Below are 25,679 nucleotides of genomic sequence, written 5' to 3' on the forward strand. Positions count from 1 at the left end.
TACGCGCTGGTTTATGGCGGTCAGATACTGATTGCGGGTTCGGCTGAAATAGCAACGGCAGGGCGTGTTGCGCTTGAAGGTTGTAAAACCAATCCAGAGTACCTGCTAAAGATGCTTCTGGGAATTTTACAGGAACTTACAAAGGTAATGGTTCAAAACCATTTGAAAAGACTATCTATGATCCCAAAATTTTTACTGATCAGAAAATGTTGGAGTTAGGTCAACAAGCTGCTGTAAGCGGTTATAAACAAGCTATAGCTAGAGGTCAACAAGCATATGATGCTACAGCAGATGGTGTTACATTCAGGGTATATATTGATAAGAAGACAGGTGGGATAAGTAATTTCCATCCAAAATAGGACATAATAAATGAAATTTTTATTTGAGCTACCTTATGATCATTCTAATTTCGACTGGATCATAAAAAGCTATTTTGACCTTATGTATAATGACGAGCATTTTTTAGATGCCGTAGAAAATATTGTTCAAAAAGAATCTTTTATGTTAGATGGTGTATATTGCTTTTTCCCTGACGTGAATAGTGAAGATGAATATTTTGAAGGCGTTCAGTTTGCTGTTGGTTATCCGCCAACTGATGAAGATACAATAACAGTCAGTGAAGAAACCTGTTATCACTATGTCAGATTAGCTTGTGAAAAGTATCTAAAACCTCATCCAGAAGATACAGCTAAAGTTAATGAGCTACTGGCAAAGATACCAATATAAAATCAATATTCCCCGGTCATGTGAATTGCACCCCAAAAATTAGATGCTAATTGATTAAGGTGTAGTTCATCCAATTAAAGAGGGTAAGGAAGTCCCCTATGGAACTAAAGGCAGTGTTCGTCCAGACTGGTGTCAGGGCAATATTTGTAGTGTTGCAGTGAAAAACTATAATATTGCAACGAACAAAATGGCTTGATTAATAATGTTGCCAGACAGGCGATTGAACGGCAGAAGAATCTACCTGCGGGGATGGAACAACGGATAGTTATTGATGTTCGAGGGCAAACCGTGTCACTAGAACAGGAGAGGGAAATTATTAAAGGCATTGTTCAAAAATCAAATGGAATTATAGACCCAGCAGTGATCGAATTTAAAGGGTAACTAACATGAAACATATCGGTTTTTATGGTGGTAGTTCTATTGTGGAACTTGGTTCTGTTTCAGAAATGACCCAATTTTTTTCTATTTTAAATGAACAGATACACGATATTAACGATCGAAAAATCTTGTTTCAGTTTTACCAGAAGTATCTTCATCTTTATGAATTAGAAACAGCATCTTCGTTAGTAACACAACTCCAGCAGAAATTATCAAAGGAGCAGAAATGCAGATTTTTTAAATATTTTGAAGGAATAGAGCGTTGTATAAAATCCGCTCAAGTATTTCATGAAGACTGGGGTATTTATAAGCCAGTCAGAATAGTGATAACAGACATGCCTGATTTTATGACAGATAGAGATCGCCCTCTTGAGCAATACGATGCTTTAGGTCCAGATGACCCGCCATTCTGGTTACGTTAAAGAAGTTCTCGATATGCTGAACTGACCAAAAAATTGGACAGGTTACACTAAACAGCTAATGATATCTGAGTCTTGGAATTCTACCGGACTCAGGCCATTCAATTTTAAAGGTTTTGTAGAGGCTAAGAGTGCATTAGATTATCTGGCCGCCGCAGTAGCGATTATTCCGGGTGCGGGAGATGCCGCCGGGAAAACTATCAAGGCGGTAGAGAAAGCCTTACAGAAAGGTGATATTGGGGAAGCTTCCAAACTACTCAATAAGGCCAGTGATGAAATAAAAGTTAAGTGGGTTGATGAAAATGCAAGCATGAGTCAACGGGCAAAAGGCTATAATGATTCTGCATCAGGTGCTCGTTCAAATATTGAAACTAAAAAGGGACAGGCTCCCAGTATTGATAGAATAGACACTGATGGAAAAAACAAGCCTGTTAGGTTTGATGGTGTAGATGATAATGTCATGATAGACAGAAAAATATCTGTTGTGACAACCCGAAAAGCGAAAGATCAGGCATTACGACAATCAGATGCGTTAAAGCGCAATGGTATGACAGGACGTTGGGAAGTACCTGATCAAACTCAGGCGAATAGAGCACAAAAAATGTTTGATGAATTTGGAATCAAAAACATAGAGGTGAAAGTTGTTAAAGAATAGCAATATTAGGCTTGTAAAGGTCATTATTGATCTTGCCATATTTTTGGAGTTTACAAGTGAAGAACTGCTTAATCCGGATTCAGCAATAGAAATAATGGAACAAATGGCAGCGGAACTTCAGTTACTTAATGATGATGAGAAACAAGAGGTAATTAGACTTTTCCAAGATTTATCAGATAATTATACTGGTGAAGTATATGATTATGTAAAAGGATTACCAGAATTTCTTGGCTTAATTTAATAGAAAGAACCCTGACATGTTGAATTGCACCCCAAAAGTTAGATACTAATTGATTAAGGTGTAGTTCATCCAATTAAAGAGGGCAAGGAAGTTCCCTATGGCACTAAAGGCAGTGTTCGTCCAGACTGGTGTCAGGGCAATGTTTGTAGTGTTGAAGTGAAAAACTATAATATTGCAACGAACAAAAATGGCTTGATTAATAATGTTGCCAAACAGGCGATTGAACGGCAGAAGAATCTTCCAGCAGGAATGGAACAACGGATAGTTATTGATGTTCGAGGGCAAGCAATGACATTTCAGCAAGAGGCTGCTATCAGAAAAGGTATTGTTGAAAAATCTAACGGCATGATTAGCGCCTCATCAATTAGGTTCAAGACATAATGAGAAATATAGGATTTAGCGGTGGAAGTTCTACAAAAGAGCTTGGAACAGTCAATGATGTTGTATTGTTTTTTGAATGTTTGAAACTCTTTGTTGAACAGAAGTATCCAGAACAAAACTGGCATCTTTTAACAGATAGACTTTATAAACGTTATTTACGTCAAGAAGAGATAGAGGATGCTAAGGCTCAGATGGAACAAGTACGTCAACTATTTATGAACTTGCCAAGTTCATCAGTTGAATGGGGCACGGTAAGCTTGGCTAATGTTGAAGAAAGCAGATTGGATCTTAGCTTTCCTATGTTATCAGACGTATTTTTTCGTTATTTTGACGCTTTTTCATATTGCATTGAATCTGCAAAGGTAAATTATGAGGAATTTAAGTCATATCCAGACTACAAGTACGAACCTGTAAAAATAGTAATTACTGATATGCCTTTGTATATGGAAGATCAATATCGTTCCTTAGAACAATACGATGCTTTAAGCCCAGATGATCCGCCATTCTGGTTACGTTAAAGAAGTTCTCGATATGCTGAATTGACCAAAAAATTGGAATAGCTCAGGTTACACTAAACAGCTAATGATATCTGAGTTCGGAATTCTACCGGACTCAGACCATTCAATTTTAAAGGTTTTGTAGAGGCTAAGAGCGCGTTAGATTATCTGGCCGCCGCAGTGGCGATTATTCCCGGCGCAGGTGATGCCGCTGGGAAGGCTATCAAGGCAGCAGAGAAAGCCTTACAAAAAGGTGACGTTGGCGAAGCTTCCAAACTGATTAATAAGGCCAGTGGTGAAATAAGACAGTTACCAAAACCAGGAACTACATCACTCCCCAGTAGTGGTGTTGGAGCGGGAAGTGTTTTCAAAGTTGATGATGCTCAGTTAGGGAAAAAACTTGGAAAGCATGTTGAAGATTTTGGCGGTAATGCATCAAATGCTACAGACAGAAAAATGCTGTTGGATAAAATAAATGATATAGGTAACAACGCAGATAAAACAATCCCAGGAGTTTTTGCTGGACAGGGCCCTAATGGAACAAGAGGTGATGTATTCTTCAAAATAAAGGGTAATGACGTTGTTGTTACTAAACCAGACGGAACTTTTGTTACCATCCTAAAAGATGGGGTTAATAATACTTCTGTCAAAAACGCCTTAAAAGGAGAACCTCGTTGAATATTATTTCTAAAGAAGCCCATGATTGGGGAATGGGCATTATTGGCAACCGTCTTAAATCTGTTCAGGGATTAGTCTATATACTCCATGTAGAGGATATAGAGCACCCTCAAGAATTACTTTTCGAATTTGAAGGGGCTGGTGTATCAAGGAAGATATCTTGCAGTCAAGACGGCTCATCACTAGTTGTATGCAATAAACCGATGTTCGAGAGTGACTTAGGTGAATACGGGAAACAAATAATTAAGGATATATCCCAACATCCAATATTCAATGAATTGATAGGCCGGAAGTTATCTCGTTTTAATGCTATTTACTCTGAAATTGAGCAATGCGTCATTGGTTTTAATTTTATTTTTTGTAGTTATGGTCAGATTAGCTTGCTTAATTTGGGAGATGAAATATATATATATAACGATATTCCAGAGTGTATTTTTCTTGAGGAGAAAATCACTTTAGTAAATATAGTAAATCTATAATTTTAACCCCACTATGAATATGAGCTGCCCCAAAGTTGGGCAGGTTACACTCGGCAGCTAATGATACCTGAGTCCGGAACTTCACCGGACTCAGGCTATTTCACTTTAAGCTGATTCTTTCGTGGTGTTCATAGTGGATAGACTCTTCTATCCACAATTTCGTCGTGAGTTCGACACTGGGCACGGCCATTAATGGCAGCAGTTTTACGGATAATCTGCAAACCGCGCTGTTGAGCAATATTGGTAATCAGATTAATGCGGAAGGAGCTAAGCTGATTGGTGATCAGGGGCAGATTCTGGATGTTCCGGGTAAAGCGATTAGCCATGCCGCAGTGTCTGCGCTGGCGGCGGAAATTAGCGGCGGGGATGCTAAAGGGGCGGCAGTGGGCGCATTAGCCGCAGAACTGGCCGCCATCACCTTGGATAAAACCTTTAGCGACCCGATGGCAATTCAGGTATTAAAGAAGGTGCCAAGAATCTGGCAGAAGGATTAAGTCATACCTCAAAACCGCTGTTAAGAAATGCTAAGCCTGATACTGATGCCGTAGCTAGCTTGATCGAAAATGAGAAGTTGTATGTTGGAAAGAGGGCGATTAACCAACAATACCTTACAGAAATGTCTAAGAATGGTGTCAAATTTTCACCTGAAAATGTCTTAATAGCCGAAAGGTTAGCTGATGGTAAAATAGTGTTTCTTGAGAAAGGTAATTCATTTGCGGGGTTTCAATATATTGTCGGTTAATTAGTTTTTCTTTAATGCTTAATAACGCTTCATTCTATCAACAAAGGTTAAAAGTTTTTAGGATTAAATAAGGTTTCATAATTGTGCTACACCCATTTTTTGTCTTCCTGGCTTTTGCTGTGATGAAAACGATTCCAAAAAGGCATCAACATAATTAAGCAGCTGCCACATAAATTGACAACAATGATTTCGCGTTATTGTCTCATGGAGCGACTGCCATAACCGTTCTATTTTATTTAGCCACGGTGAATAGACCGGTAAAAACAACAGGGTAAATTTGGGATGTCGTGCCAGCCAGTCCTTTACCTTCTGACTTTTATGAATACAGTAGTTATCTAAAATTAATGTGAGGGTTTCCGCATGGGGATATTGTTGCTCCAGTTCAGCTAACATTTTGATAAATAAATCAGAGTTCTTTTTTACTCCTTTAACATAGGTGACTTGCTCTGTTTGGGCATTGAGGCAGCCCGCAAGGTAATATTTTTCATTTTTTCCCGGGGTGATAACCCGTTTTTGCTGACCTTTGAAACACCAGTCCGCGCCGATTTTCGGGTTGAAATCAATATCCATCTCATCTTCATAGAAAACGGGATGTTTTTCTGAGATATTCGCTTTGGCTTGCGTGATCTTTGCCATTTTCTCATCGTATTCAGGATCAGGTTGTTTTACCGTGGGCGCCGCTCTGCGCCAGACAATCCCCGCCTGAGCAAAGTAACGATAGAGCACATTTTGTGTCAGAGAGAGGTTGAGTCATTCATTGAGGGTATGAGTCATGAGCTCAAGGCTCCAGCGAGAGCGAAGATAGCCTAACTTTTGGGGGGATTGCTGTAATAAGAAAAGCAATAAGTTATAGAGAGGGGTGAGATCCCAGACAGCAGGTCGGCCAGCCGGTAAACTTTTGAGCCCTTCGAGCCCATATAATGTAAACCACTCAACCCAACGATTGACGGAAGAGCGTGCGGCATGAAGGGTTTTGGCGACATAAGTCACCGTTAATCCCTCATTGAGCATCAATAACGCCGTCAATCGACGGGAATAGTTCTTATCGCGGGTTTTATGGATAAGTTTTCTCATTTTCTGGCATTCATCTTGAGGTATGGGTGCTATGATAGGCATCACTCAGTCCGTGTTGGGGTTTGGGATTTTTTGCAATTGATCAGATCGCAAAAATCGCTGAGTTCCCTCCAAGTGATCTATTATTTTGAAAAGTTATTTAGCTGAGTCAAACATAGCCGCTTATTGATAATTCTGGGTTTTCTATACTATATCATGGTCGTAGACGCAATATTAGAACGTTCACGACCATGTACTGGCAATTATAAAGCCACCATTTCAGTACAATTTTAAATCTAAATTATATGACATATAAACTCGTTATTCTTAGATTCAGCCAAATCTCACAACCTATCTATTTCCTCTCATTCCCTTAATCAAATGAAAATGTTTAATACCTAGAAGTATTTAGTCCCAAATCTTGATGATACAACACATCCACTTGCAATGAATCAAAAAAGAAAAGTGCCACAATATTATGAAAAACTACTCATTGAAAAATAACTTTCCGAATGATTTCTAATGATATGAAGAATTATTACGACCAAATTATCTTTGCCTTCCTGAGTATAAACAATAACTATACCCTATGGATTTCAAAATGCATCGCGACGACAAAGGAGTGAATCCCCGGGAGCATAGCAAACTATGTGACCGGAGTGAACGAATGCAGCCAACGAAGAAGCAACTTCATTTTCATTAGCTATCCTTCTCATAAGAAGAAGGCAATTTAACAAAGAAGGTGTAGATAAAATAACTCAACAAAAAAACAATAAGTCCTACGCAAAATGCCTTTATCACGCTATCCTCTTTAAAAAATAGGCTCCCTGCTATGGAAAATAATATAATGAAACCAGTAGTCATCGTTTCCACAAAGAGGAAGAAAACAACACTTTTCCTTTCATCAAACTCATAAAGGGCTGTATTGATCGCAATACGAGTCATAATAAGACCAACGGATACACCTATCAGACTAAAAAATGAAAGCGTAATAAACTGACTAGCCCCAAGTGGAGAAATTAACAATAAAGTGGATGCAAGCAATGAAACCAAGACCAGTGACTGTTTTAACTTAATACTCGTCTCGAACCGTTTAAGTCTGACCATAATTTGATTACCCATAACTGCGGAAAAAAGATAAATTACAAATGCAACAGATGAACTGCCAAGCCATGCAAGGTAATTGGGAAGATTAAGGTAAACTTGATATTTATATAATAATCCAATGGAATACATAAGTACTATAGATTCAAATATATTTCCTGTAATAAAAAGCAGGGAATTCGGAACGTTTAATTTTACTACCGATAGAAAGTCTTTTAATTTGTAAAATCCCAATACATTATTATTGTTTTTTTCTTTATGAATACAATCAAGATCCTTTTTAGATTGGAAAATCTGTATCAACCTTAATATCATGATCATAGAAAAAATTGCTATTGCAGCCACTTTCTCATTAAAAAAACCAATCAACACAATTGTTATGCCAAGAAGAATAAATGGCAATATCAATCTAATGTAAAGATAATATTTAAAAGAATTGACATAATCTGCTGGTTCTCCGATTTTAAAAATGCTCATCATATTGTATGAAGGTCTGAATGTCGTTTTTAAGCATCCTGTTCCAGCCGCATCACACACAAATGACATAATAATAATAAACCAAGCGAGATAAAAATAACCAATATAAGATAAAGCAAAACCCGCTAAAAGAAGAAATGCGGATAATAGTTTCAACCAAAATCCAATTACAGTTGTTCTCGCTAACCCAAAATTAAAACTCATCATACTACCAGAGGCAAATTCGATAATTAACGAAATAACCAATTGGGAAATAAGTGTAAATTCTAGTGAAAAATTACCTAAATGTTCATTGGTTGCAATAAGGGCCAGCTCAAGTATTGTTACACTCATAGCAACACTGCTATACATAGCATCCGCTCGCGCAATAGTGAGAAGAACCATCTTTACACACTCTCCTTGTAAATTACACCTGGCTCAGTCAGTATCGTTTTATATAAAAATGAAGGAGCAGAAGCACGAGCATAAAACATAATACTCAAATAAAGTGACTCTAGATCATAAGGTACCAAAATATTCTTTTTATCCTTATTATCTTTACTATAAATATAATGTCTCCCTGGATGTTGATTCACATAATCCTCGTAGTCCAGTAATTCTACAAAGAGTTCATTTCCTGAACTTTTTATCTTGTTATAGAAAATATTACATGATGCCGCTGAAATACTATGGCTTGTAGAAGCTTTTATATGAAACTCATCAAAAACATCAATCAAAACACATTCATCAGAAAGAGAAAGAATATATTTCGAAACATAAATCCACCGTTTATGAACCGCACGAGTTATATCTAAAAACCGTCTGACTCTATCAAATAGCAAGTGATTTTCTGCAATGGTTTGGTTGATATTAAACTCTAATAAAGCTCTTCCAGAATAAAGATTCGACATTCTCTCTAAACTATCTTCATTCATATGCAAATCTTGGCGACGTTTCATAGATAGCCTCCCAAATGCTATTAATGTTTAGTTTTTCAACTTGATGGCTAGCACCTTCTTGTTCAAGTAACGTGTTTTCTAGTCGTTTGCACCGTGATTTACACTGTTTATATAACGAAATCAAATCCGCATCAAACGGATCTGAATGCTGATCTAACCACACCGATACCCCCCTCCATTTCCATTTTTTCATCCCGGAAATATGTATCGTTATAATTTTATCCCAAATCACATTATCCATATCAGGCAGAACAGTTGCATCGGACTCAAGTGTTCGGCAATACCCAATATAATGTCCTAAATCGAAGGCAAAATAAGCCTTAGATTCTTCACAAAGTTTAATATAATAATCCCAAAAGTTTATATCACCTAATTCGCTATATACGGGTGGGTTTTCCAAAGCAATCTCTTTTTCAAAAAACTCTCGTGCAAACAAAATATTTTTTGCAGTTACTAGGATACTTTCCTCATTAAGTACAGGATTCGTTTGATGAGGTCCTAGAAAAAGATCTCCACAACGCCATATACCAATATCCTCTTCTAGATAAGAAATAGGTAGTTTTTTTATCAATTTTTTTAAACGAAGCATTTCTTCTTTAATAAGCTTACCTGAGAAATTGATATCAACCGGATGAAAAGAGATCGTCATGTTACCCATATTAGCCATCGCGACAATTTCATCATCAAACTCATCCCATACCCTTGCTCCCAGACTAAAATGCCCAATTTTATGAAAAATGCTATTCCTATCTTTATTTTTTTCATGATAAACGAAACGAAGTTTTTCAATATCACCACTCACACCAATACACATGTCTTTTATTTCATCCATTGATTCCCCCAATCACTAATCTAATTTAAGAAAAAACTTATCATTGTGTATTATTGCCGTCCACGCTTTGTATCATCACAATTTCTCCTTTTCTTCCACCAACACCTACTGTTTCAATACCAAAATATTTTTTATTTATTCCAAAAAAACGGGTATTCTCTTTTATGGTGTTGCTTATCACATCTGTGTAGATATTAAAATCTTTGACTGCGGAATTCATATCAGAGAGATCATCTGCATGACAAAGTTCCCACAATACTTTAAATGGAATGTGCCTCAGATATACATTCCTTAACGAAAGAGAAGAAGATAACAATTTATTTTTTCTATTGTTTCTTATTACCTCCAAATTTAATGATATCGCCTCTTCTAACTGATGAAGCCAAGGCTTAGCAAATTTATCGATGAATAAATGATAAATCTTTTTTACCCCATGATCACTAATAAGCTCTCGACTGTTAGGCAGCCTATTTAAACTGAATAATTTTCCCAGTTTTTTTTCGAGATCAATTCTAACTGGAGTACCAGGATACAACATCATTAAATTAAAATAATGATCAAGGGACTCATGCTCCGCCATACCAGATTTGATCAAAAATGTCAGATTCTCGATAATCTCAGTTTTTGTTTGATCATGGTAAAACATGATAAAATCTAATCCAATATCAATTTTATTTTCTTGTAACGCCCTGATAGCATCGATATTCTCCTGTACTGTCACACGTTTATTCATATAGTTGAGTTGAGTTTGAGAGCCTGATTCAACACCCATCTCAACTAACCTTAATCCCTCTTTAACCAGAATAGGTAATTCTTCTCGTAGACGAAGTAAATAGCGAACTGTAGAAGAAGAGCTCCATGTAATATCACCATTTCCAATCTGATGTAACCCTTTAGAAAAGGCTAATACTCTATCTTTCTTCACAAAAAAATTCGCATCCATCATATAGACATGTTGGAAATCGTATTTTTCGCGTGCTTCTTTAATCCAATTAACCAAAATATCAGCGTCTACAGCACGCCATCTGGGGCCTTCTGCATCTGCGGCAATAATCGCACAAAATGAACAAGTTAGTGGACAACCTCGACTACTGGTAAAGGCAATAGCTTTTCTTTTGCGTCCATCCCGTCTGTCAGTAAAAATCAAATTTTGCAAGCGTTCTGAATCATACTCCATAAGAGGGTTTACCCACTCCTCTGAAGGAAGTTGGTATTTCTCAACTCTACTGACCTGCAACTGATCATTTCTGTCGAAATAGACAGCATTTACTATATTTTTTCTAAAATACTCAAAATACAAATAATTCTCTGCTGGTATTGATTCACCATACTGCTTTTTAAACCGGTTGAAAATCTCCGCCAGAATTTTTACAGAATATTCCCCCTCTCCTTTAAAAGCCACACTATAAATATCTCTTCCAGTTTGCATAAAATTTTCTGCGGCCAAACTTATATGCGGACCACCGCAAAAAAGGAGAGAGTTAGGAATTAGACTCTTAATTATTTTTCCCCAAACTAATGCTGTATCAACATGGCTGCTATAAATCGAAATCCCAACAATATCTGGTTTCCATTCAATTAAATCAGCTAACTCCTCTGTTCTGTCCTGAGTTAAATCTGAATAATCAAATATTTTGGTCTTGACAAAATTTGTATTTTTCTTGATATATGCGGAAATATTCTGAAGACCCAAAGGCATGATGACCTGCGGCCCTTCTCCATAAGGCAATGCAACTAATGCTAAGCGAATATTATTTTCACAGGACACTATATTATGGCAGTGTAAATCTCTGAACACTTTGTTCATATGAAAATATTCCATCATGAGTTACTTGGCATAATGTGAAAAAAAGTGGATATCTTTCAGAAAGTCGAATAGCCAAATTACTATCCTCAAAACTTTTCATAACCAATATTTTTTTTAGTTTTACCATTAATTCACCGTTATGGAAAAAACAAAAACCTAAGTCTTCCAAACAGATAATATCATCCTTAACTTTCAAATACATATTTTCAAGCCTTTAGTGTAGCCTTACTACTTATAAAAAGAAGTAAGGCTAAAAAATTAAAATTCAGGTGCCGTCTTACCCCCGATTGCTTCATAATCTACTTCAACAACAGCTGTTTCAATATCCATATCAGAAGCAATTTCTTCGAGAATTTCTATGTTTGTTACTTGAGTGATCATAGATACATCCTCCATTGTTATTTATGTGTAATGCAACATTGGAATTTTCATTACACATAAGTATTGTAGGTTTTTTTTAGCTGTCAAGTCATTATTGTATTAAAATGTTAATATTCAAAATACAAATGATCATGGTTATCGTTACATGAAACTATTACTCGTAATCACCGATCATACACTGAACCTTAAGTATTAAACCTCTCAAAAATACCCTCCAACATATTGTCTTTATTGGATTTTATTTTGGCAACTTCAACGCGTTTCCAAACTGATTCCACTCAATCAATTCAGTTTTTAACTAAGAACTTCGTTGAAATTACACCTGAAATTTTTCATGCCATTCCATATGGCGTTTCATTAAACGTCGGCACTCCCGTTATTGGTGCAACAGGACAACCAGCCGCGTTTCTTCTCAATTCCGCTAAATGGCCAGTAAGTGGAATAAAGATAAGCAGAAATAATAAATCATCGTTACATACATCAATTTATTGATAATACTGAGTCTTACACACTATATCATGGTCGTAGACGCAATATTAGAACGTTCACGACCATGTACTGGTAAGAGGGATTTATTAACCGCGTATTGTTTAAATAAGAAGAAACAGCCACTGAATTTTTTCATTCGGGAGTGACGGTTTAAACAAAATTCCGGTTAACTTAACTCAGGAATCAACATCCGAATAAAATTTGCTTGTTCCGGTGATATATCATCGTCGTTGTTTATGGAATGCTTAACCAGCTCCAAGTTCGTGTCATTAATAAAATTTTCAGTGATTGAAATTCCTGCCTCCAAATTTTTAACTTGATGATAGTGTGTACAAGGCGTGAAAACAATATCACCAGGATTCTGTACACAATGAATACCCTGAGCCTGAACGAAATCGGGATATAAGACCCGATCAGGGTTAAAAGCATCAACTTTGCCATAACCTATTTTCATTGCTTCTTCCGGCCCATAAAATATCCACTCTTTTCGACCACTCATCACCGCATTCCAGGCATGAGTAGAAGCAATGTCCAAATGCATACGAGAGCCGCTGTTTTTAGGCCCCATATAAATCCAGCGAAGTAATAGTAATGCTGCTTCATTATGCAAAATATCGTCTGCAACACGCTGACGAATTAAGCAAGAAAAATAGTCAGGGACCTCATAATCATTGACTAACTCTTTAAAATAGAGCGAAAACGGCCACGCAGAAACGTAATAAGGATCGGGTTCTTCTACATCTTTTATATAATCAATATAGTCACCAAGAGACATATATTTATTATCTTTATTATTTGATGATCGAAATACTTTTATCAGGTGATGACCAAATTTTTGCTGAAAATAGTCCCATGTCCACTTTGTTCTTGCTACCCACTGTTCAGCGCCTCCTCGAATAATAAAAGGGACTCTATTCAGCATACAAGCAAATACATCCTCTATGGATGGCATGGTGAACTCTACGCATTTCTGATAACCAGAATTAGAAAAATCCATCATATTTATATCGTTCCAAAGAATAAATAGTTTTTACCCGTCATCTTTCAAGTCGCCTCTTTGTTGGCTGCACTCACTCACCCCGGTAACAGAGTTTTCTATGCCCCCGGGGATTCGCTCCCTTGCCGCCGCGATGCATCTTGAAATCCATAGGGTATATGACAATAAATAGGCTTTTTAAAATCACGCTGTACCTTTTAAAAGAGGGCATTAATAATGTACTGATTTTTTTAACCCTTAGTTGAATCATTGCCGATAAAAAGGCGTTTACGATCGCCAAGAAAGTGAATAATGTTAAAAACATAATGTGCTTGTTCTTTTTTCCTGATTTTAAAACCACACTGACAGATAAAAACGGATTTTCTTAACACCTGTTTTATCACATTGGGATAAAGGTGGGATTAATCATTATTTTAATGAGTGAAAGTTGCTATAACCATTTGCTTTCAAATGGAATGAAAAATGGCAATCCATATGATTTAACCTGAGCAAATTGGATCGTTGGAGTTAATAGAAAACGCGACACTGAAAGATTAAAGGCATTAAAAACAGTGTTAAATCCCTCCGATGGTAACAAAATACCATTCCCATGCAGATTGCTAATACAAATTTTCTCGTTTTATTATTGAGGAAAACTCAGCAGTGATAGTCGAGACGTTAAAAGTCAATAATCTGAAATGTGCATGTTCACTGCGTGCACGTTAATCGTAAATAATCACTAATATTATAGTTAATAAAGATATAATAACTTGAGTGTTTTATCTATCTATATTGGTGAAAGTTGATGGAAAATATAAATTTAAAAAAACACCTTTCTTGAGAATTTTTGTTTTTTTATTGAAGAAAAAAAGACATTTAGAATATTGTTCCCCGTAACAATTTAAATATAAATTGTTTTTATTTTATACTGAAAGTATTTATATGATTTTTTTGTTTATAATATAAGACTAAATTTGTTTGACAGTTTTGTATTTGATGATTATTGTTCATCCCTGATTTGCAGGTGTTATTTAAAATACAATAATATCTCTTGTTATTATTTCTTTTAAATATGAATGGAATTTTGTGATGCTATTCAATTTATTGTTTTTATTGGAAATTTTTATTTTCACAAATTAATTAATATGGGTGATTGTATTTGATTGATAATAAATTGAAACTATTTCTAATGTAATGGTTCGTTATTGCATATTTGTTTTTAAATTTAGTGTAAATCTGAGCGTGATTCGTCATCTTAATTGCTGATGAATGCAGGGTTATTTTTTTACAATTGATGTAAAGCAGTAAAAATATCCTCACTGTAAGAGGACGGTAATTATTTTCCGTCGTTATTGACAAAATATTTAAAATAGATTGGCCGCGGGCCATATAGGAGTAAATAAGTGAAATACGACTTTATTGTCGTTGGTTCAGGGGCAATTGCAGGTTCAATCGCTTATGAGCTGGCAAGCAGAAATTTCTCGGTTTGTAGGGTTGGAGAGACCGATCGAACTAATGCTGCCTCCAAAGCCGCCGGTGCAATGAACGGTTGTTTTGGCGAAATTACCAGTGGTTTATTAGCCAGTGAACACGGTAAGTTGAAATTGAATATGGATTGTATCGCCAAAGAGCTTTGGCCGGCTTGGGCGCAACGGTTAGCTGACGCTTCCGGTGATACCCGATCGCTGTTCACTGCTCAAGGCACTCATGTGATACTCAACACTGCCGGGATGGAAGAGATTGACACGATCAATTATGAGGCTATCGAGCAAACTCTGATCGATTATGCGGCTGCTTATGAAACTGTTGATCCACGTGAAATTGAGTGGTTAAAGCCCAACGATTTAGTGCGTCCGCTGCGTGCTCTGTATATCCCTGATGAACATGCGCTGAACTCGCATTTATTGTTGGAAAAGTTGGATGCGGCATTTGTGGCTGAGGGTGGGGTTCTGAAAGCAGAGAATATTAAATGTGTGCTAATCGAAGAGGGTGTAGCCACCGGCGTTGAATTGCTGAGTGGCGAGCGTTTAATGGCAGATAAAGTCGTTGTAGCTGCCGGTGCGCACTCGTTGGATCTGTTATCAAATATACCTTCTATTGTTCGCCAGATTCCGCCAATCTTTGCTGGTTATGGGGTATCTATTCTGGTCAAGATGCCAAAAGGCAGAGAATTGCCGACCTCAGTCATCCGTACCCCGAACCGGGCATTTGCCTGTGGGCTGCATTGTGTGCCACGCGGTGATGGTGTGCTGTATCTTGGCGCGACCAATATTCTGTCTGAAAAACCACGCAGTCAGGCGCTGATTTCTGATGTGCAGTTCTTGTTGGATTGTGCGTTAGATCAGTTGGATATTAACTTACATGATGCTGAAATCCTTTCAATCCAGGTTGGCAACCGGCCAATCCCGGCTGATGGATTCCCGTTGATTGGTGAATGTGGCGTGAATGGTCTTTGGCTGGCTACCGGTACTTATCGCGATGGCTTACATCAGTCGCCATTATTGGCGGATTACATCGCCAACGCTTTGACGGGAGTAGAAAATAGACTGATTAATCTTGATGATTTCAAGCCCGTTCGTCCTCCGCTGGTGGGTTTCTCCCGTGAAGTAATGGCTAAAGAGACCGCCCAACAAATGTTTGCCACCGGCTATGAATATCGTTGGGATATCAAACCTTACTGGCTGCCACTGCTGAATGAAGGGATGATGCGCAATTATCAGAATGTAATTGAGTCTCTTCATCCGCAGTTCACGCCACCGCCGGAGCTGGTCGCTTTCTCTCATATTTATGAATCTATGCGTGAACGGTTACGTAGTTATTATGAGGCATGGTCATGAGTTTTTCGCTGAAAGATCAAGTCGTCATTGATAACGCCAGGAAATTACTGTCAGAGGCAGGGGTTTGGGATGTGGAAACTGATCTCACATGCCTGATTGACCGTTATCTGGAAAGACGTTGTAAGGACCGCGCCCGTGATGAATTTATGCTTGCGGTTCATGAACGCTGTAATCGGATACCACTTGGGCATATTGTCGGCACTGTGGATTTTGATGGATTGCCTCTGACGGTAGGGACGGGGGTATTTATTCCGCGTCCTCATAGCCAGGTTATTCATAAATGGTTGGAGAATGAATATCAAGCGCCTCACGGGGCAGTGGTTCTGGATTTATGTTCCGGCAGTGGCGCCATCGGTTTAGCTATTGCTAAACGTCGCCCGGATTTAAAGGTCACTTGTGTCGAATATGATGATGTGGCTTTTCAATATCTGACGCGCAATATCCATCGGTTAGCGAATTGGGCGATTAAAGCCGATGCATTAAAAGCAGATTTACGGGATTGGCAAGCGTTTTCTCAATTTAACGAATCGGTGGCGTTGATTGTGGCGAATCCACCTTATGTGCCGGAACAGCAGGAAATATTGCCGGAATGGGAGGAGCATCATCCTTATGCGTCGGTGTATTCGGGGGATGATGGGCTTGACTTAACGCGGTTGATTATCAAACAAGCTAAACAGCTCCTGCAATCAGAGGGTTGGTTAGTGATTGAACATGGTGAAAGCCAGGAAGAGAGCGTCAGAGCATTATTTGCAGATGCTGGTTTTTCTCTGGTACGAACCATTATTGATGAAGATGTTTCTGACACAACGGGCAGTTCGGTAATCACTGTTGGTTGTAAGCTCCTTTGAACTTAACCAGTTGGAATCTAAATAATGAATGTAAAACACAAGCAGGATTGGATGACAATTCGCCGGTCACGGACAACCGGCGCTTTAGCACAGGCTATCGATGAAGGTTTGACCAGCTTCACTGTGGTAGAGCGTCAAGGTAAGCAAGTTACTACAGAGGAAGGAAAAGTTTTTACTGAATTTGTTTCCTGCTCTTATTTGGGATTAGAACATCATCCTGCTTTAATTGAAGCGGCAAATCAGGCAATGTCTCGCACAGGGATACATTTGTCATCGTCCCGTGGCGCGATGCGCCCACAATATTTGGGGCAATTAGAGAAACTGTTGGAAGAGATTTATCAGGGGGGGGCCGTTGCTGTGTTTACTTCCACCAGCAATGTTCACCTTGGTGTATTACCGTTATTGGGTAGTGGTTCTTTACCCAGTTATCCTCTTTCCCGGCCTGTACATTGGTTGATGGATAAAACCGCTCACGCATCTATGCAGGTATTACGCGGTATTCTCGAACAGTTCGGACCGGTATCTCGGGTTGATAGCGCAGATGTACAGTCAGTACAGCAAGCTTTGCAGAATTGTCAGGAGAATCAGCGGACGCCTATCCTGCTGATTGATGGTATTGGTTCAATGAATGGTTTAATTCCGGTTGCGGAATTAACTCGACAATTGGCCGCGGCTGGAGGCTATGTCTATGTAGACGATGCTCATGGTATTTCCATTATGGGGCGTCATGGCGCCGGTTATGCCTTTGCTGCCCTTGACCATGTTTTGCCGTCCAACTTCATACTTGCAGGTTCGTTATCCAAAGCATTTGGCGGCGCCGGGGGTTTTGTCGTGGTTGCAAGTGCCGATGATGTCGAAGTGATCAGTACTTTAGCGAATCCTCTGGTTTTTGGTCATTCGATCATGGTGCCGATGTTGGCGGCTAACGTTGCCTCAGCAAAACTTCATCTTAGCCTTGAGATAGAAATCCGGCAGGAACAGTTATGGAAAAACATCAATCTATTTGATTCTCTGATGGGTAATCATTTGATGAATGCCGGTGTTCAATCTCCCGTTCGTGGCGCTTTATTCGAAAATGAAGCAGAAGGGCTTGAAGCGGCTCGTTTGCTGCGTGACAACGGCATCTTATTGTTCCCGGTATTTTATCCACTGGTCCCGGATGGCAATGCGATGTTGCGTTTTGCCTTCTCTAGTGAACATAAGGCCGGCGAAATTAAACATTTAGTAAATACCTTATTTGAAATAAGGGAAAAAGGGCTGAATTGGGTGGAGCCACAGGCTGTAGTTCCACAGGTATAAACGACGCCAGCTTATCAATAAAGAAGATAATTGAAATGAATCAGTGCGAAGATTAAACATATGACTCAATCAATAATAAATAAGCAGGGTATATTACAACCTTACAGGGAATCTCTGGATGATATTAATATGCAGATTCTGGCGCTGCTTTCTGAACGAATGAAAATCTGCATGAAAATCGCCGAGGTAAAGGCGGAACAGGATATTCCGATGATGCAGCCACAACGTATTACCTCGTTATTGGATATGTTGCGGGATAAATCAACAGATTTTGGGTTACGGCCTGAATATACTGAAGCAATATTTCAACTGGTTATTGAAGAAACTTGCCGTCGAGAAGAAGATCTGATTGATCAGTTGTTACACGAGAAAGTAAAGAATAATGAAAATACTGCTCATTGATAATTATGATTCCTTTACGCAAAACATTGCTCAATATCTGTATGAAGTGACGGGCAGTGTGCCGTCTGTAGTGACAAACTCTTTGACTTATGAAGAGTTAACAATAGACGAATATGATGCGGTAGTCCTTTCTCCAGGGCCAGGACATCCGGCTGAAAGCCGTGATTTTGGTGTCTGTGCTGAGGTTATTGCACGTGCCAAAATTCCGCTGTTGGGTATTTGTCTCGGCCATCAGGGGATTAGCTTGGCATTTGGCGGGTGTGTAGAACATGCCCCCAATCCGGTACATGGCTATCGCAGTCGCATCAGTAACACGGGAGAAGGATTATTCCTGGGTTTGCCTGAGCAGTTTGAAGTGGTCAGATATCACTCATTGGTATGTACCCGTCTTCCTGACAATCTAAAATGTACTGCCTGGACTGATGATGGCTTAATTATGGCAATTGAGCACACCGAAAGGCCGATCTGGGGTGTCCAATTTCACCCTGAATCGATTGATTCTGAATATGGGCGTGAGCTACTCAGTAATTTCGTGCGTATAGCGGAGATGTATAAAGAGAATCACAAACAGGAGGTTGCCGCTCAGAATATATGCACTGATGTCAATGAGGCTTATCTTGCGGTAGGTGGAAGACAATATCTCAACCTGAATTATCGTGAATGTAAGGAGATAGTCGATCCTGAATCCTTGTTTATTCAACGTTACGGCAATGATACGCATGCTTTCTGGCTTGATAGTGAAAATTCCGACAGACCTAATGCTCGTTTCTCAATGATGGGAAGCGGTAATGAACAGGGCGCTGTCAGACTTGAATACAGTGTACAGACTGAGAGTTTGCGTTTGACTGGTCCTGATGGCGAGAGGATTGTTCAGGGAGATTTTTTCTCACTGATGTCTGAATTGCTGGGTTTTGTGGAAATTTCGACACCAGAATCGATGCCATTTGTATTTAAAGGCGGCTTTGTTGGTTATTTAGGATATGAATTAAAGGCGCTGACAATTGGCAGCAATAAATACCGTTCAGAACATCCTGATGCCAGCTTAGTATTTACTCCGCATTTTTTTGTCTTCGATCATCAGCAGAGTAAACTTTATGAATGCCTTATTACACCAGCAGGGCAGCCACAAAATTGGCCGCCGGAACTTTTAGTTACTAATGTAAAAAATACCGGTGAAGTGATACCTGACTTTATTCCTGGTGCTGTTGATCAGAGCAAAATTTGTCTGGAATATGGCGCTCAGAAGTATATGGATAAAATCCAGAAATCACTTCAATACATCACAGATGGCGAGTCCTATGAAATCTGCCTGACGAATAGGGCCAAGATGGCTTATTCAGGGCATCCATTGGACGCTTATCGGCGTATGCGTTATGCCAGCCCTGTACCTTATGGCGCTTATCTGGCATGTGGGGATTTTTCTGTACTCAGCGCATCACCAGAAACGTTTTTACGTATTGATGAGACCAGAAATATTGAATCCAGACCGATTAAGGGGACCCGGTCACGAGGAAAAACGGCAGCAGATGATCAGCATTTGCAGAGGGAATTGAGTCAGTCCCCTAAAGATAGAGCAGAAAATCTGATGATAGTGGACTTGGTGCGCCATGATCTTAATCAGGTATGCCGTCCAGGCAGTGTGCATGTACCTGAATTATTTAAAGTTGAGAGCTTCTCTTCTGTACATCAATTGGTTTCGACCATTCGCGGTGAGTTATGCGAAGAAACGTCATCAATGGAGGCTATCCGAGCATGTTTTCCAGGAGGATCAATGACCGGAGCACCGAAGAAGCGCACGATGGAGATTATTGATTCTTTAGAGTCATCGGCTCGCGGTGTTTACTCCGGTGCGCTTGGATGGTTATCTTTCAGTGGTGAAGTGGAATTGAGCATTGTGATACGTACGGCGGTATTACATCAAGGGTGTGCTGAATTCGGCATTGGGGGGGCAATTGTTGCTCATTCTGATCCTTATGGCGAATTTGAAGAGACATTGGTTAAAGCGAGTGTGCCATATTTCAGTTTTAGTCATATGGCGGAGGATATGTGAGTAACCATAAAGTGGTCATTCTTGGTGGGCAAGGCGCTATTGGTTCTTTATTGAGTCGCCTTTTTACTCGCTGTGGTCACATAGCATACAGTGTTGACAACCGAACGCAGGGAGTGCGTTCTCATCATTCTCATTACTATCAGATTGATATCTTAAACCCGGCTGCTGATGCTGGAGAGGTTTTTAGTGGGGCAAAGGCGATAGTCTTTGCCTTACCGGAAGCCGTTGCCATACAAGCGTTGCCTTGGGTGTTGTCTGCTATTGGCGATGATGTACAGATCGTGTCAACCTGTTCAGTTCAGGCCCCTTTTTATTCTGCGTTAAGAGCTGCCGCCCCCGGGCAGCCTTTCATTGGTGTTAACCCGATGTTCTCGCCATCTTTGCCGGAGCAAAAAAGGCCAGTTGCAGTCATTCTCGATAACTGTCATGTTAGTAAACATTGGATTGAGCGGGTATTGGCGCAGGCTGATATGCGTATCAGTAGGATGACGCCGGAGGAACATGATCGGGTTATGGCGCTTTGTCAGGCTTTGCCTCATGCCGCGATCCTGATTTTTGGCTTGGTGCTGGCGAAAAGTCCGTTAGATATCCGTACTTTGGCAACAATTGCGCCACCGCCGATGCGTACAATGCTGGCGTTATTATCAAGGATCTTACGTAATCCAATAGAAGTGTACTGGGACGTTCAATATGAAAACCCGATGGCTGCCGAACCGCGTCAGGCGTTGCTGCATGCCATACAACAGTTAAATTCGATAGTACAGGCTGGCGATCAAACTGAATTTGGCAATAACCTCGGAGATATTGCGCAACAACTGGGGGAACAGCTCGATATCAGTGCTGCTGATTGCCAGCATATTTTTTCAACGCTTGAATGATATAGGAAAGGAGTTGAGGGGATGTCGTTAAATAGAGTTGCTGAGGCTAACGGGCGGGCAGGACTCAGAAATTGGCTGGGATTACTGATATTGATGTTGCCAGTATTATTGGTGACGGTGGACAATACGATCTTAAGCTTTGCTTTACCAAAAATTGCGGAAGCTCTGGGGCCTAGTGCAAGTCAGCAATTATGGATAATTGATGCTTATTCATTGGTATTGGCTGGTTTATTGGTATCAATGGGGAGTATTGGCGATCGTGTCGGCCATCGTTCATTACTGTTATTTGGATCGTTGGGATTCACGGTTATTTCGGTGTTCACAGCACTGTCAACTTCACCTGAACAATTGATTATCGGGCGGGCCGTACTTGGATTTTTTGGTGCGATGCTGATGCCTTCTACTTTGGCTTTGATAAGCACTCTTTTTGAGGATCGTGAACAGCGTCGGTTGGCTGTCGCTATTTGGGCGACAACATTAACTATCGGTTCAGCTTTAGGTCCCGTAGTGGGTGGTGTTCTATTACAATTTTTCGATTGGAGTGCAATTTTCCTCTTGGCAGTACCGGTATTAGTACCGTTGCTGATTTTCGGACCGATGTTATTGCCAGAGTCCGATAAAAAACAGGATGGTATTATCGATGTGTATAGCGTTCTGTTATCGATCGTTGCTATGGGTGGTATTGTTTACGCGATTAAACACCTTGCCAGTGATGGGTTTGAAATGAGTGTCATATTCGAACTGTCGGTTGGTCTTATTGCCGGCGTGCTATTTGTTCGCCGACAACAGCGTCTGCCTGTGCCGTTGATGGATCTCTCTTTGTTCCGTAATGGCATGTTTACCGGTTCGATTATTGTTAACTTACTGAGCTTGGCATTGCTGGTTGGTTTTGTCTTTTTTGCCACCCAGGTCTTGCAAATCGTACTCGGTATGGAGCCGATTATGGCTAGCCTGGCGCTGGTTCCCGGACAAATAATGGCGATTGTTATGGGGATGGCGATAGTGCCCATTGCTCAACGGGTGCCGGCTCATTATTTGGTGCCAATTTTGCTGAGTATTTCAGGTATTTCATTTCTTCTGGTCGCGAGTATCGGCAGTGATTTAGTCACTCTGATTGTTGCTTTTGCGTTATTAGATATTAGTGTGGGAGCAATTGCTTCGGTATCTAACGATTTGGTGCTTTCGTCAGTACCCTCCTCTAAAGCAGGAGCGGCATCATCAATAAGCGAAACGGCTTATGAAGTGGGGGTGGTACTTGGTACGACGATTCTGGGGGGATTGGTCACGGCCTTCTATCGTATAACATTACAATTGCCGAATGAGGTCTCTCAGGAACAAGCTGGATTGGCTTTAGAGACGCTGGCAGGAGCTTACGTTGTAGCAAACTCATTAGCTGAATCAGAGGGACAGAAACTGATGACAGCGGCGGCGGAATCATTCACCAGCGCTATTCATATGATGAGCTGGTTGACAGCGGCATTGACTGCGGGGGTGGTATTGCTCGCCTGGCGTTTGTTGAAAGCGCCGCAGAAAAAACAAGTGCTTGAGTACTGATAGTTTGACGTGCAGCCATTGGAAATGGTTGCACTATTTTTTTGAGAGGTTATCCGCAGTTATTAAATATCCTGAAAATAACATTTCATCTCACAGTATTATTTATATTTCTAAAATTCCAAAGGAATATGATAAATAGAGTAATTAATGAATGGTAATAAATTGAAATTTATAATAATTATTTCTCCGATCTATTGTTGATTCAATTATTTCTATTTGTTCCTTGTTTTATCAGGGCCATTTCATTGGTTTTTTTGCATTTAAATATTTATTTGTAAAATGAGTTTATTTAAAAGTTGAAGTTTGTTTGTAAAAAATATTCTTATTGTTAAAAAGGAATTACTTTCCATCTTTAATTTAAATAATATTCATAGTTTCGATATTCAATAATATCTATAGGTTTTTATTTTATTGTGATTTTTAAATGCAATCTATTTGTTGTTTTTATTCTTTTTTTATAATAATACCTCGTGAGATAAATATAAAATTGAAATTTTCAATTAACACACATTAGAAGGTAGCGATATATCACATAAATACTCTCTTTAATTAATGAAAAAAGTGGGGAATTACATTAATATTTTAGATTGTGTAATTTAAATATTGTATTCAATCACTTTCTGTAAAGTGAATAAATATTTACCTAATTAATTCTCATCGTAATTATTTTTCTGGCATACCCGCTATCGAAATGCCTATATCTTTTGCCAGAAAAAACTGATGTTTTCGCTACGGCTAATCTGGTCATTAGCCAAAAGCAAGATTTTACTATTAGCAGTTTATACCCTATGGATTTCAAGATGTATCGCGATGGCAAGGGAGTGAATCCCCGGGAGCATAGGTAACTATGTGACTGGGGTGAGCGAGTGCAGCCAACAAAGAGGCAACTTGAAAGATGACGGGTATAGTGACATTACCGGTAGTGATGGCAGTAGAGACTTTAGAACTTGGCTAAATAGACAACGGATATATGAAGTTATCCTAAATGTATAAACTTAAATTCAGAGGAATTCTCATGGATAAAATAAGAACGTTTTCTGAGGCTTTAGCAGTATTACGTCAACGTCACCATTTGTTTGGTATAGAACGACAGCCAAAGCAACTTAAGACCTCCGACTTTGATGGGCCGGTGGTATTTTCTAACGATCTGGAAACGGCTACTGTGCCGCCTGCATTTTTTACGGTGCAAACGATACAAGAGCTGAAAGCACTCGGTGGGGTGCCTGACAGTCATTATGGCTCTGGAAAAATGGAACCCCATCATCCGTTACCTGAACCGTTTTCTGCTGAACGACTGGCAGACGCCTCTGGTAATCATATTGATTTATGCAAAGCCTTTCGTGCCTATATCTATGGTGATTCTGCTTTGGTCAGAGATTATGAGGAAATGCTTAATGCTAAGCGTTTTCCGATGAAAATTGCGTTCTTCGGTGGCGAAGAACTCACAATATCCGCAGATAAGCCATTGATTATTGCAGATAAAGATTGCTATGGCGAACCTGTTGTCTTGGTATACGACCAGATAACCATTGAGCCAGGAGGTGAAATTATTTACTGCACTAATGGTACGGTTAAAGCTAATGCTATTGTAGGTCATGGAAGTGCTCAGAAGCCTGATTTTATCAGTAAAGGCAGTAATGGAATTGATGGTTTTGATGGTGAATCAGGATGTAATGGACTTAATGGCAGAGATGGTGTTGCTGGTATAGATAAGGCATACGGCTGCGCTGTTGAATCCACCGCCGGTACTGATGCAATTGACGGCTCTTCCGGAGGATTAGGGATGGGGGGAGGAAGTGGCGGAAATGCAAATGACATAGTTATTGATGTTCAACTTCTTACTGGGCCAGTAAATGTGTTGTCGATAGGTGGCAATGGTGGGAATGGTGGCAATGGCGGCAATGGCGGCAATGGAGGGACAGGGGGCAATGGAGGTAATGAAGTAGGCAAATGTAGTGCAGGGTGTGGGGGAAACGGGGGTAATGGTGGAGATGGAGGGCATGCGGGCAATGGAGGGAAAGGTGGAGACAGTGGCAACGTATATATTTATTTTCCTGAGGGTCAGCCAGTAATTAATGCTCGGTCATATGGAGGTAATGGCGGTAATGGAGGGAAAGGCGGGAAAGGTGGGAAAGGTGGAGAAGGCGGGAAAGGTGGAGCTGGCGATAGTAGCCAACCAGGAGTATCTGGCCAAGATGGTATTGATGGAAAATCAGGAGGGGTAGGTGTAGCTGGCAAGATATATGTTAACGGTAATGTACAGGGCTAATCCTTAGGGGCGCAATAATCAGGCTGGTTTGAACGACGGTAATTGAGCTGACGGTTTGGCGTTGATGAGTAAATATAATAATTTTTTTGCAAATGATTAATCGAAGTAAGAAATATCGATGTGAATCGGCAGCGGGTCTGATGGTTTATGAAATTGGAAGTTTTGTCCGGCAGGGCCGGGGAACCGTCACCATGTTAAATTGCCGATTTGCCCATGTTGAACGAGGGCGTTCAGAATTCTGTGTCACGTTAATTTAGCGGTTACAACGTTATCACATTATCCAAACGCC

26 protein-coding genes and 2 pseudogenes are annotated in these 25,679 nt (G+C 39.7%); 21 read left to right on the forward strand and 7 right to left on the reverse strand.

Annotated elements, in window-relative coordinates; translation table 11 throughout:
• From BA1DRAFT_RS24175 to BA1DRAFT_RS18395, 12 genes and pseudogenes are all read left to right on the forward strand, one after another.
• Nucleotides 1–219 (forward strand): hypothetical protein (locus BA1DRAFT_RS24175; protein ID WP_235201155.1); only part of this gene is annotated, 219 nt, incomplete at its 5' end.
• Entirely contained in the window at nt 174–359 is a 186-nt protein-coding gene (locus BA1DRAFT_RS24830) for a CdiA family toxin C-terminal domain-containing protein (protein WP_258151908.1), read from the forward strand. The genes BA1DRAFT_RS24175 and BA1DRAFT_RS24830, both read left to right, overlap by 46 nt.
• Nucleotides 360–369: 10 nt before the next feature.
• Entirely contained in the window at nt 370–726 is a 357-nt protein-coding gene (gene cdiI / locus BA1DRAFT_RS18350; protein ID WP_036782099.1) for a ribonuclease toxin immunity protein CdiI, read from the forward strand.
• A 192-nt stretch (nt 727–918) separates the two neighbouring features.
• A complete protein-coding gene (locus tag BA1DRAFT_RS24180; RefSeq protein ID WP_235201158.1) occupies nt 919–1,107 on the forward strand; it encodes a hypothetical protein in 189 nt (62 codons plus the stop codon).
• Nucleotides 1,108–1,112: 5 nt separating this feature from the next.
• On the forward strand, nt 1,113–1,526 hold the full coding sequence (locus BA1DRAFT_RS18360) for a hypothetical protein (protein ID WP_036782101.1): 414 nt from the start codon (nt 1,113–1,115) through the stop codon (nt 1,524–1,526).
• Nucleotides 1,527–1,584: 58 nt separating this feature from the next.
• The gene (locus BA1DRAFT_RS22305; protein ID WP_036782103.1) at nt 1,585–2,178 is read left to right on the forward strand and encodes a hypothetical protein; all 594 of its coding nucleotides are present in this window, start codon (nt 1,585–1,587) and stop codon (nt 2,176–2,178) included.
• Complete coding sequence (locus BA1DRAFT_RS18370; RefSeq protein ID WP_036782105.1) at nt 2,165–2,419, forward strand: hypothetical protein; 255 nt, start codon at nt 2,165–2,167, stop codon at nt 2,417–2,419. The genes BA1DRAFT_RS22305 and BA1DRAFT_RS18370 overlap by 14 nt, the downstream gene beginning before the upstream one ends.
• Before the next feature lie 156 nt (nt 2,420–2,575).
• Complete coding sequence (locus BA1DRAFT_RS18375; RefSeq protein WP_228999878.1) at nt 2,576–2,800, forward strand: hypothetical protein; 225 nt, start codon at nt 2,576–2,578, stop codon at nt 2,798–2,800.
• The gene (locus BA1DRAFT_RS18380) at nt 2,800–3,318 is read left to right on the forward strand and encodes a hypothetical protein (RefSeq protein ID WP_036782107.1); all 519 of its coding nucleotides are present in this window, start codon (nt 2,800–2,802) and stop codon (nt 3,316–3,318) included. Before BA1DRAFT_RS18375 ends, BA1DRAFT_RS18380 begins: the two co-directional genes overlap by 1 nt.
• 159 nt (nt 3,319–3,477) lie before the next feature.
• Nucleotides 3,478–3,975: a hypothetical protein gene (locus BA1DRAFT_RS21415; protein WP_051560852.1), complete on the forward strand. Its 498-nt coding sequence runs from the start codon at nt 3,478–3,480 to the stop codon at nt 3,973–3,975.
• Complete coding sequence (locus BA1DRAFT_RS18390) at nt 3,972–4,454, forward strand: hypothetical protein (protein WP_051560853.1); 483 nt, start codon at nt 3,972–3,974, stop codon at nt 4,452–4,454. Before BA1DRAFT_RS21415 ends, BA1DRAFT_RS18390 begins: the two co-directional genes overlap by 4 nt.
• A 161-nt stretch (nt 4,455–4,615) precedes the next feature.
• A pseudogene (locus tag BA1DRAFT_RS18395) lies at nt 4,616–4,897 on the forward strand (DUF637 domain-containing protein); the annotation flags it as partial.
• Nucleotides 4,898–5,271: 374 nt separating this feature from the next.
• Here the strand turns inward: BA1DRAFT_RS18395 and BA1DRAFT_RS18405 are convergent.
• From BA1DRAFT_RS18405 to BA1DRAFT_RS24415, 6 genes and pseudogenes are all read right to left on the reverse strand, one after another.
• Nucleotides 5,272–6,312 (reverse strand): annotated as a pseudogene (locus tag BA1DRAFT_RS18405) (IS630 family transposase).
• 636 nt (nt 6,313–6,948) lie between these two features.
• Nucleotides 6,949–8,214, reverse strand: a complete 1,266-nt coding sequence (locus tag BA1DRAFT_RS18410; protein WP_036782113.1) for a hypothetical protein — start codon at nt 8,212–8,214, stop codon at nt 6,949–6,951.
• Between the two features lie 2 nt (nt 8,215–8,216).
• On the reverse strand, nt 8,217–8,768 hold the full coding sequence (locus tag BA1DRAFT_RS18415; protein WP_036782115.1) for a hypothetical protein: 552 nt from the start codon (nt 8,766–8,768) through the stop codon (nt 8,217–8,219).
• Nucleotides 8,737–9,600 carry a multinuclear nonheme iron-dependent oxidase gene (locus tag BA1DRAFT_RS18420; protein ID WP_036782117.1) on the reverse strand — a complete coding sequence of 288 codons (864 nt, stop codon included), beginning with the start codon at nt 9,598–9,600 and terminating at the stop codon, nt 8,737–8,739. The genes BA1DRAFT_RS18415 and BA1DRAFT_RS18420 overlap by 32 nt, the downstream gene beginning before the upstream one ends.
• 40 nt (nt 9,601–9,640) lie before the next feature.
• The gene (locus tag BA1DRAFT_RS18425) at nt 9,641–11,407 is read right to left on the reverse strand and encodes a B12-binding domain-containing radical SAM protein (protein ID WP_036782119.1); all 1,767 of its coding nucleotides are present in this window, start codon (nt 11,405–11,407) and stop codon (nt 9,641–9,643) included.
• 258 nt (nt 11,408–11,665) lie between these two features.
• Nucleotides 11,666–11,788, reverse strand: coding sequence for a hypothetical protein (locus BA1DRAFT_RS24415; RefSeq protein WP_258152180.1), 123 nt, complete (start codon nt 11,786–11,788; stop codon nt 11,666–11,668).
• 243 nt (nt 11,789–12,031) lie between these two features.
• Between BA1DRAFT_RS24415 and BA1DRAFT_RS23265 the strand changes: the two genes are divergently transcribed.
• The gene (locus BA1DRAFT_RS23265) at nt 12,032–12,280 is read left to right on the forward strand and encodes a hypothetical protein (protein ID WP_144408102.1); all 249 of its coding nucleotides are present in this window, start codon (nt 12,032–12,034) and stop codon (nt 12,278–12,280) included.
• Nucleotides 12,281–12,443: 163 nt separating this feature from the next.
• Here BA1DRAFT_RS23265 and BA1DRAFT_RS18430 read toward each other — a convergent pair whose 3' ends face one another.
• The gene (locus BA1DRAFT_RS18430; protein WP_036782121.1) at nt 12,444–13,277 is read right to left on the reverse strand and encodes a cupin-like domain-containing protein; all 834 of its coding nucleotides are present in this window, start codon (nt 13,275–13,277) and stop codon (nt 12,444–12,446) included.
• A gap of 1,379 nt (nt 13,278–14,656) precedes the next feature.
• Here BA1DRAFT_RS18430 and BA1DRAFT_RS18440 point away from each other — a divergent pair.
• The 8 genes from BA1DRAFT_RS18440 (at nt 14,657) to BA1DRAFT_RS18475 (ending at nt 25,390) form a co-directional block, all read left to right on the forward strand.
• Nucleotides 14,657–16,090, forward strand: coding sequence for an NAD(P)/FAD-dependent oxidoreductase (locus tag BA1DRAFT_RS18440; RefSeq protein ID WP_036782125.1), 1,434 nt, complete (start codon nt 14,657–14,659; stop codon nt 16,088–16,090).
• On the forward strand, nt 16,087–16,938 hold the full coding sequence (locus tag BA1DRAFT_RS18445; RefSeq protein WP_036782127.1) for a HemK/PrmC family methyltransferase: 852 nt from the start codon (nt 16,087–16,089) through the stop codon (nt 16,936–16,938). The genes BA1DRAFT_RS18440 and BA1DRAFT_RS18445 overlap by 4 nt, the downstream gene beginning before the upstream one ends.
• A gap of 24 nt (nt 16,939–16,962) precedes the next feature.
• On the forward strand, nt 16,963–18,237 hold the full coding sequence (locus tag BA1DRAFT_RS18450) for an 8-amino-7-oxononanoate synthase family protein (RefSeq protein ID WP_036782129.1): 1,275 nt from the start codon (nt 16,963–16,965) through the stop codon (nt 18,235–18,237).
• A 60-nt stretch (nt 18,238–18,297) separates the two neighbouring features.
• The gene (locus BA1DRAFT_RS18455) at nt 18,298–18,639 is read left to right on the forward strand and encodes a chorismate mutase (protein WP_036782131.1); all 342 of its coding nucleotides are present in this window, start codon (nt 18,298–18,300) and stop codon (nt 18,637–18,639) included.
• On the forward strand, nt 18,620–20,689 hold the full coding sequence (pabB, locus tag BA1DRAFT_RS18460) for an aminodeoxychorismate synthase component I (protein ID WP_036782133.1): 2,070 nt from the start codon (nt 18,620–18,622) through the stop codon (nt 20,687–20,689). The genes BA1DRAFT_RS18455 and pabB overlap by 20 nt, the downstream gene beginning before the upstream one ends.
• Nucleotides 20,686–21,567: a prephenate dehydrogenase dimerization domain-containing protein gene (locus BA1DRAFT_RS18465; protein WP_036782135.1), complete on the forward strand. Its 882-nt coding sequence runs from the start codon at nt 20,686–20,688 to the stop codon at nt 21,565–21,567. The genes pabB and BA1DRAFT_RS18465 overlap by 4 nt, the downstream gene beginning before the upstream one ends.
• A 21-nt stretch (nt 21,568–21,588) precedes the next feature.
• Nucleotides 21,589–23,121, forward strand: coding sequence for an MFS transporter (locus tag BA1DRAFT_RS18470; protein WP_036782137.1), 1,533 nt, complete (start codon nt 21,589–21,591; stop codon nt 23,119–23,121).
• Nucleotides 23,122–24,136: 1,015 nt separating this feature from the next.
• Nucleotides 24,137–25,390: a hypothetical protein gene (locus BA1DRAFT_RS18475; protein ID WP_036782139.1), complete on the forward strand. Its 1,254-nt coding sequence runs from the start codon at nt 24,137–24,139 to the stop codon at nt 25,388–25,390.
• The last annotated feature ends 289 nt before the right edge of the window (nt 25,391–25,679 follow it).

Origin of the sequence: Photorhabdus aegyptia, assembly GCF_000612035.1 — a bacterium.
Taxonomy (GTDB): Bacteria; Pseudomonadota; Gammaproteobacteria; order Enterobacterales; family Enterobacteriaceae; genus Photorhabdus; species Photorhabdus akhurstii.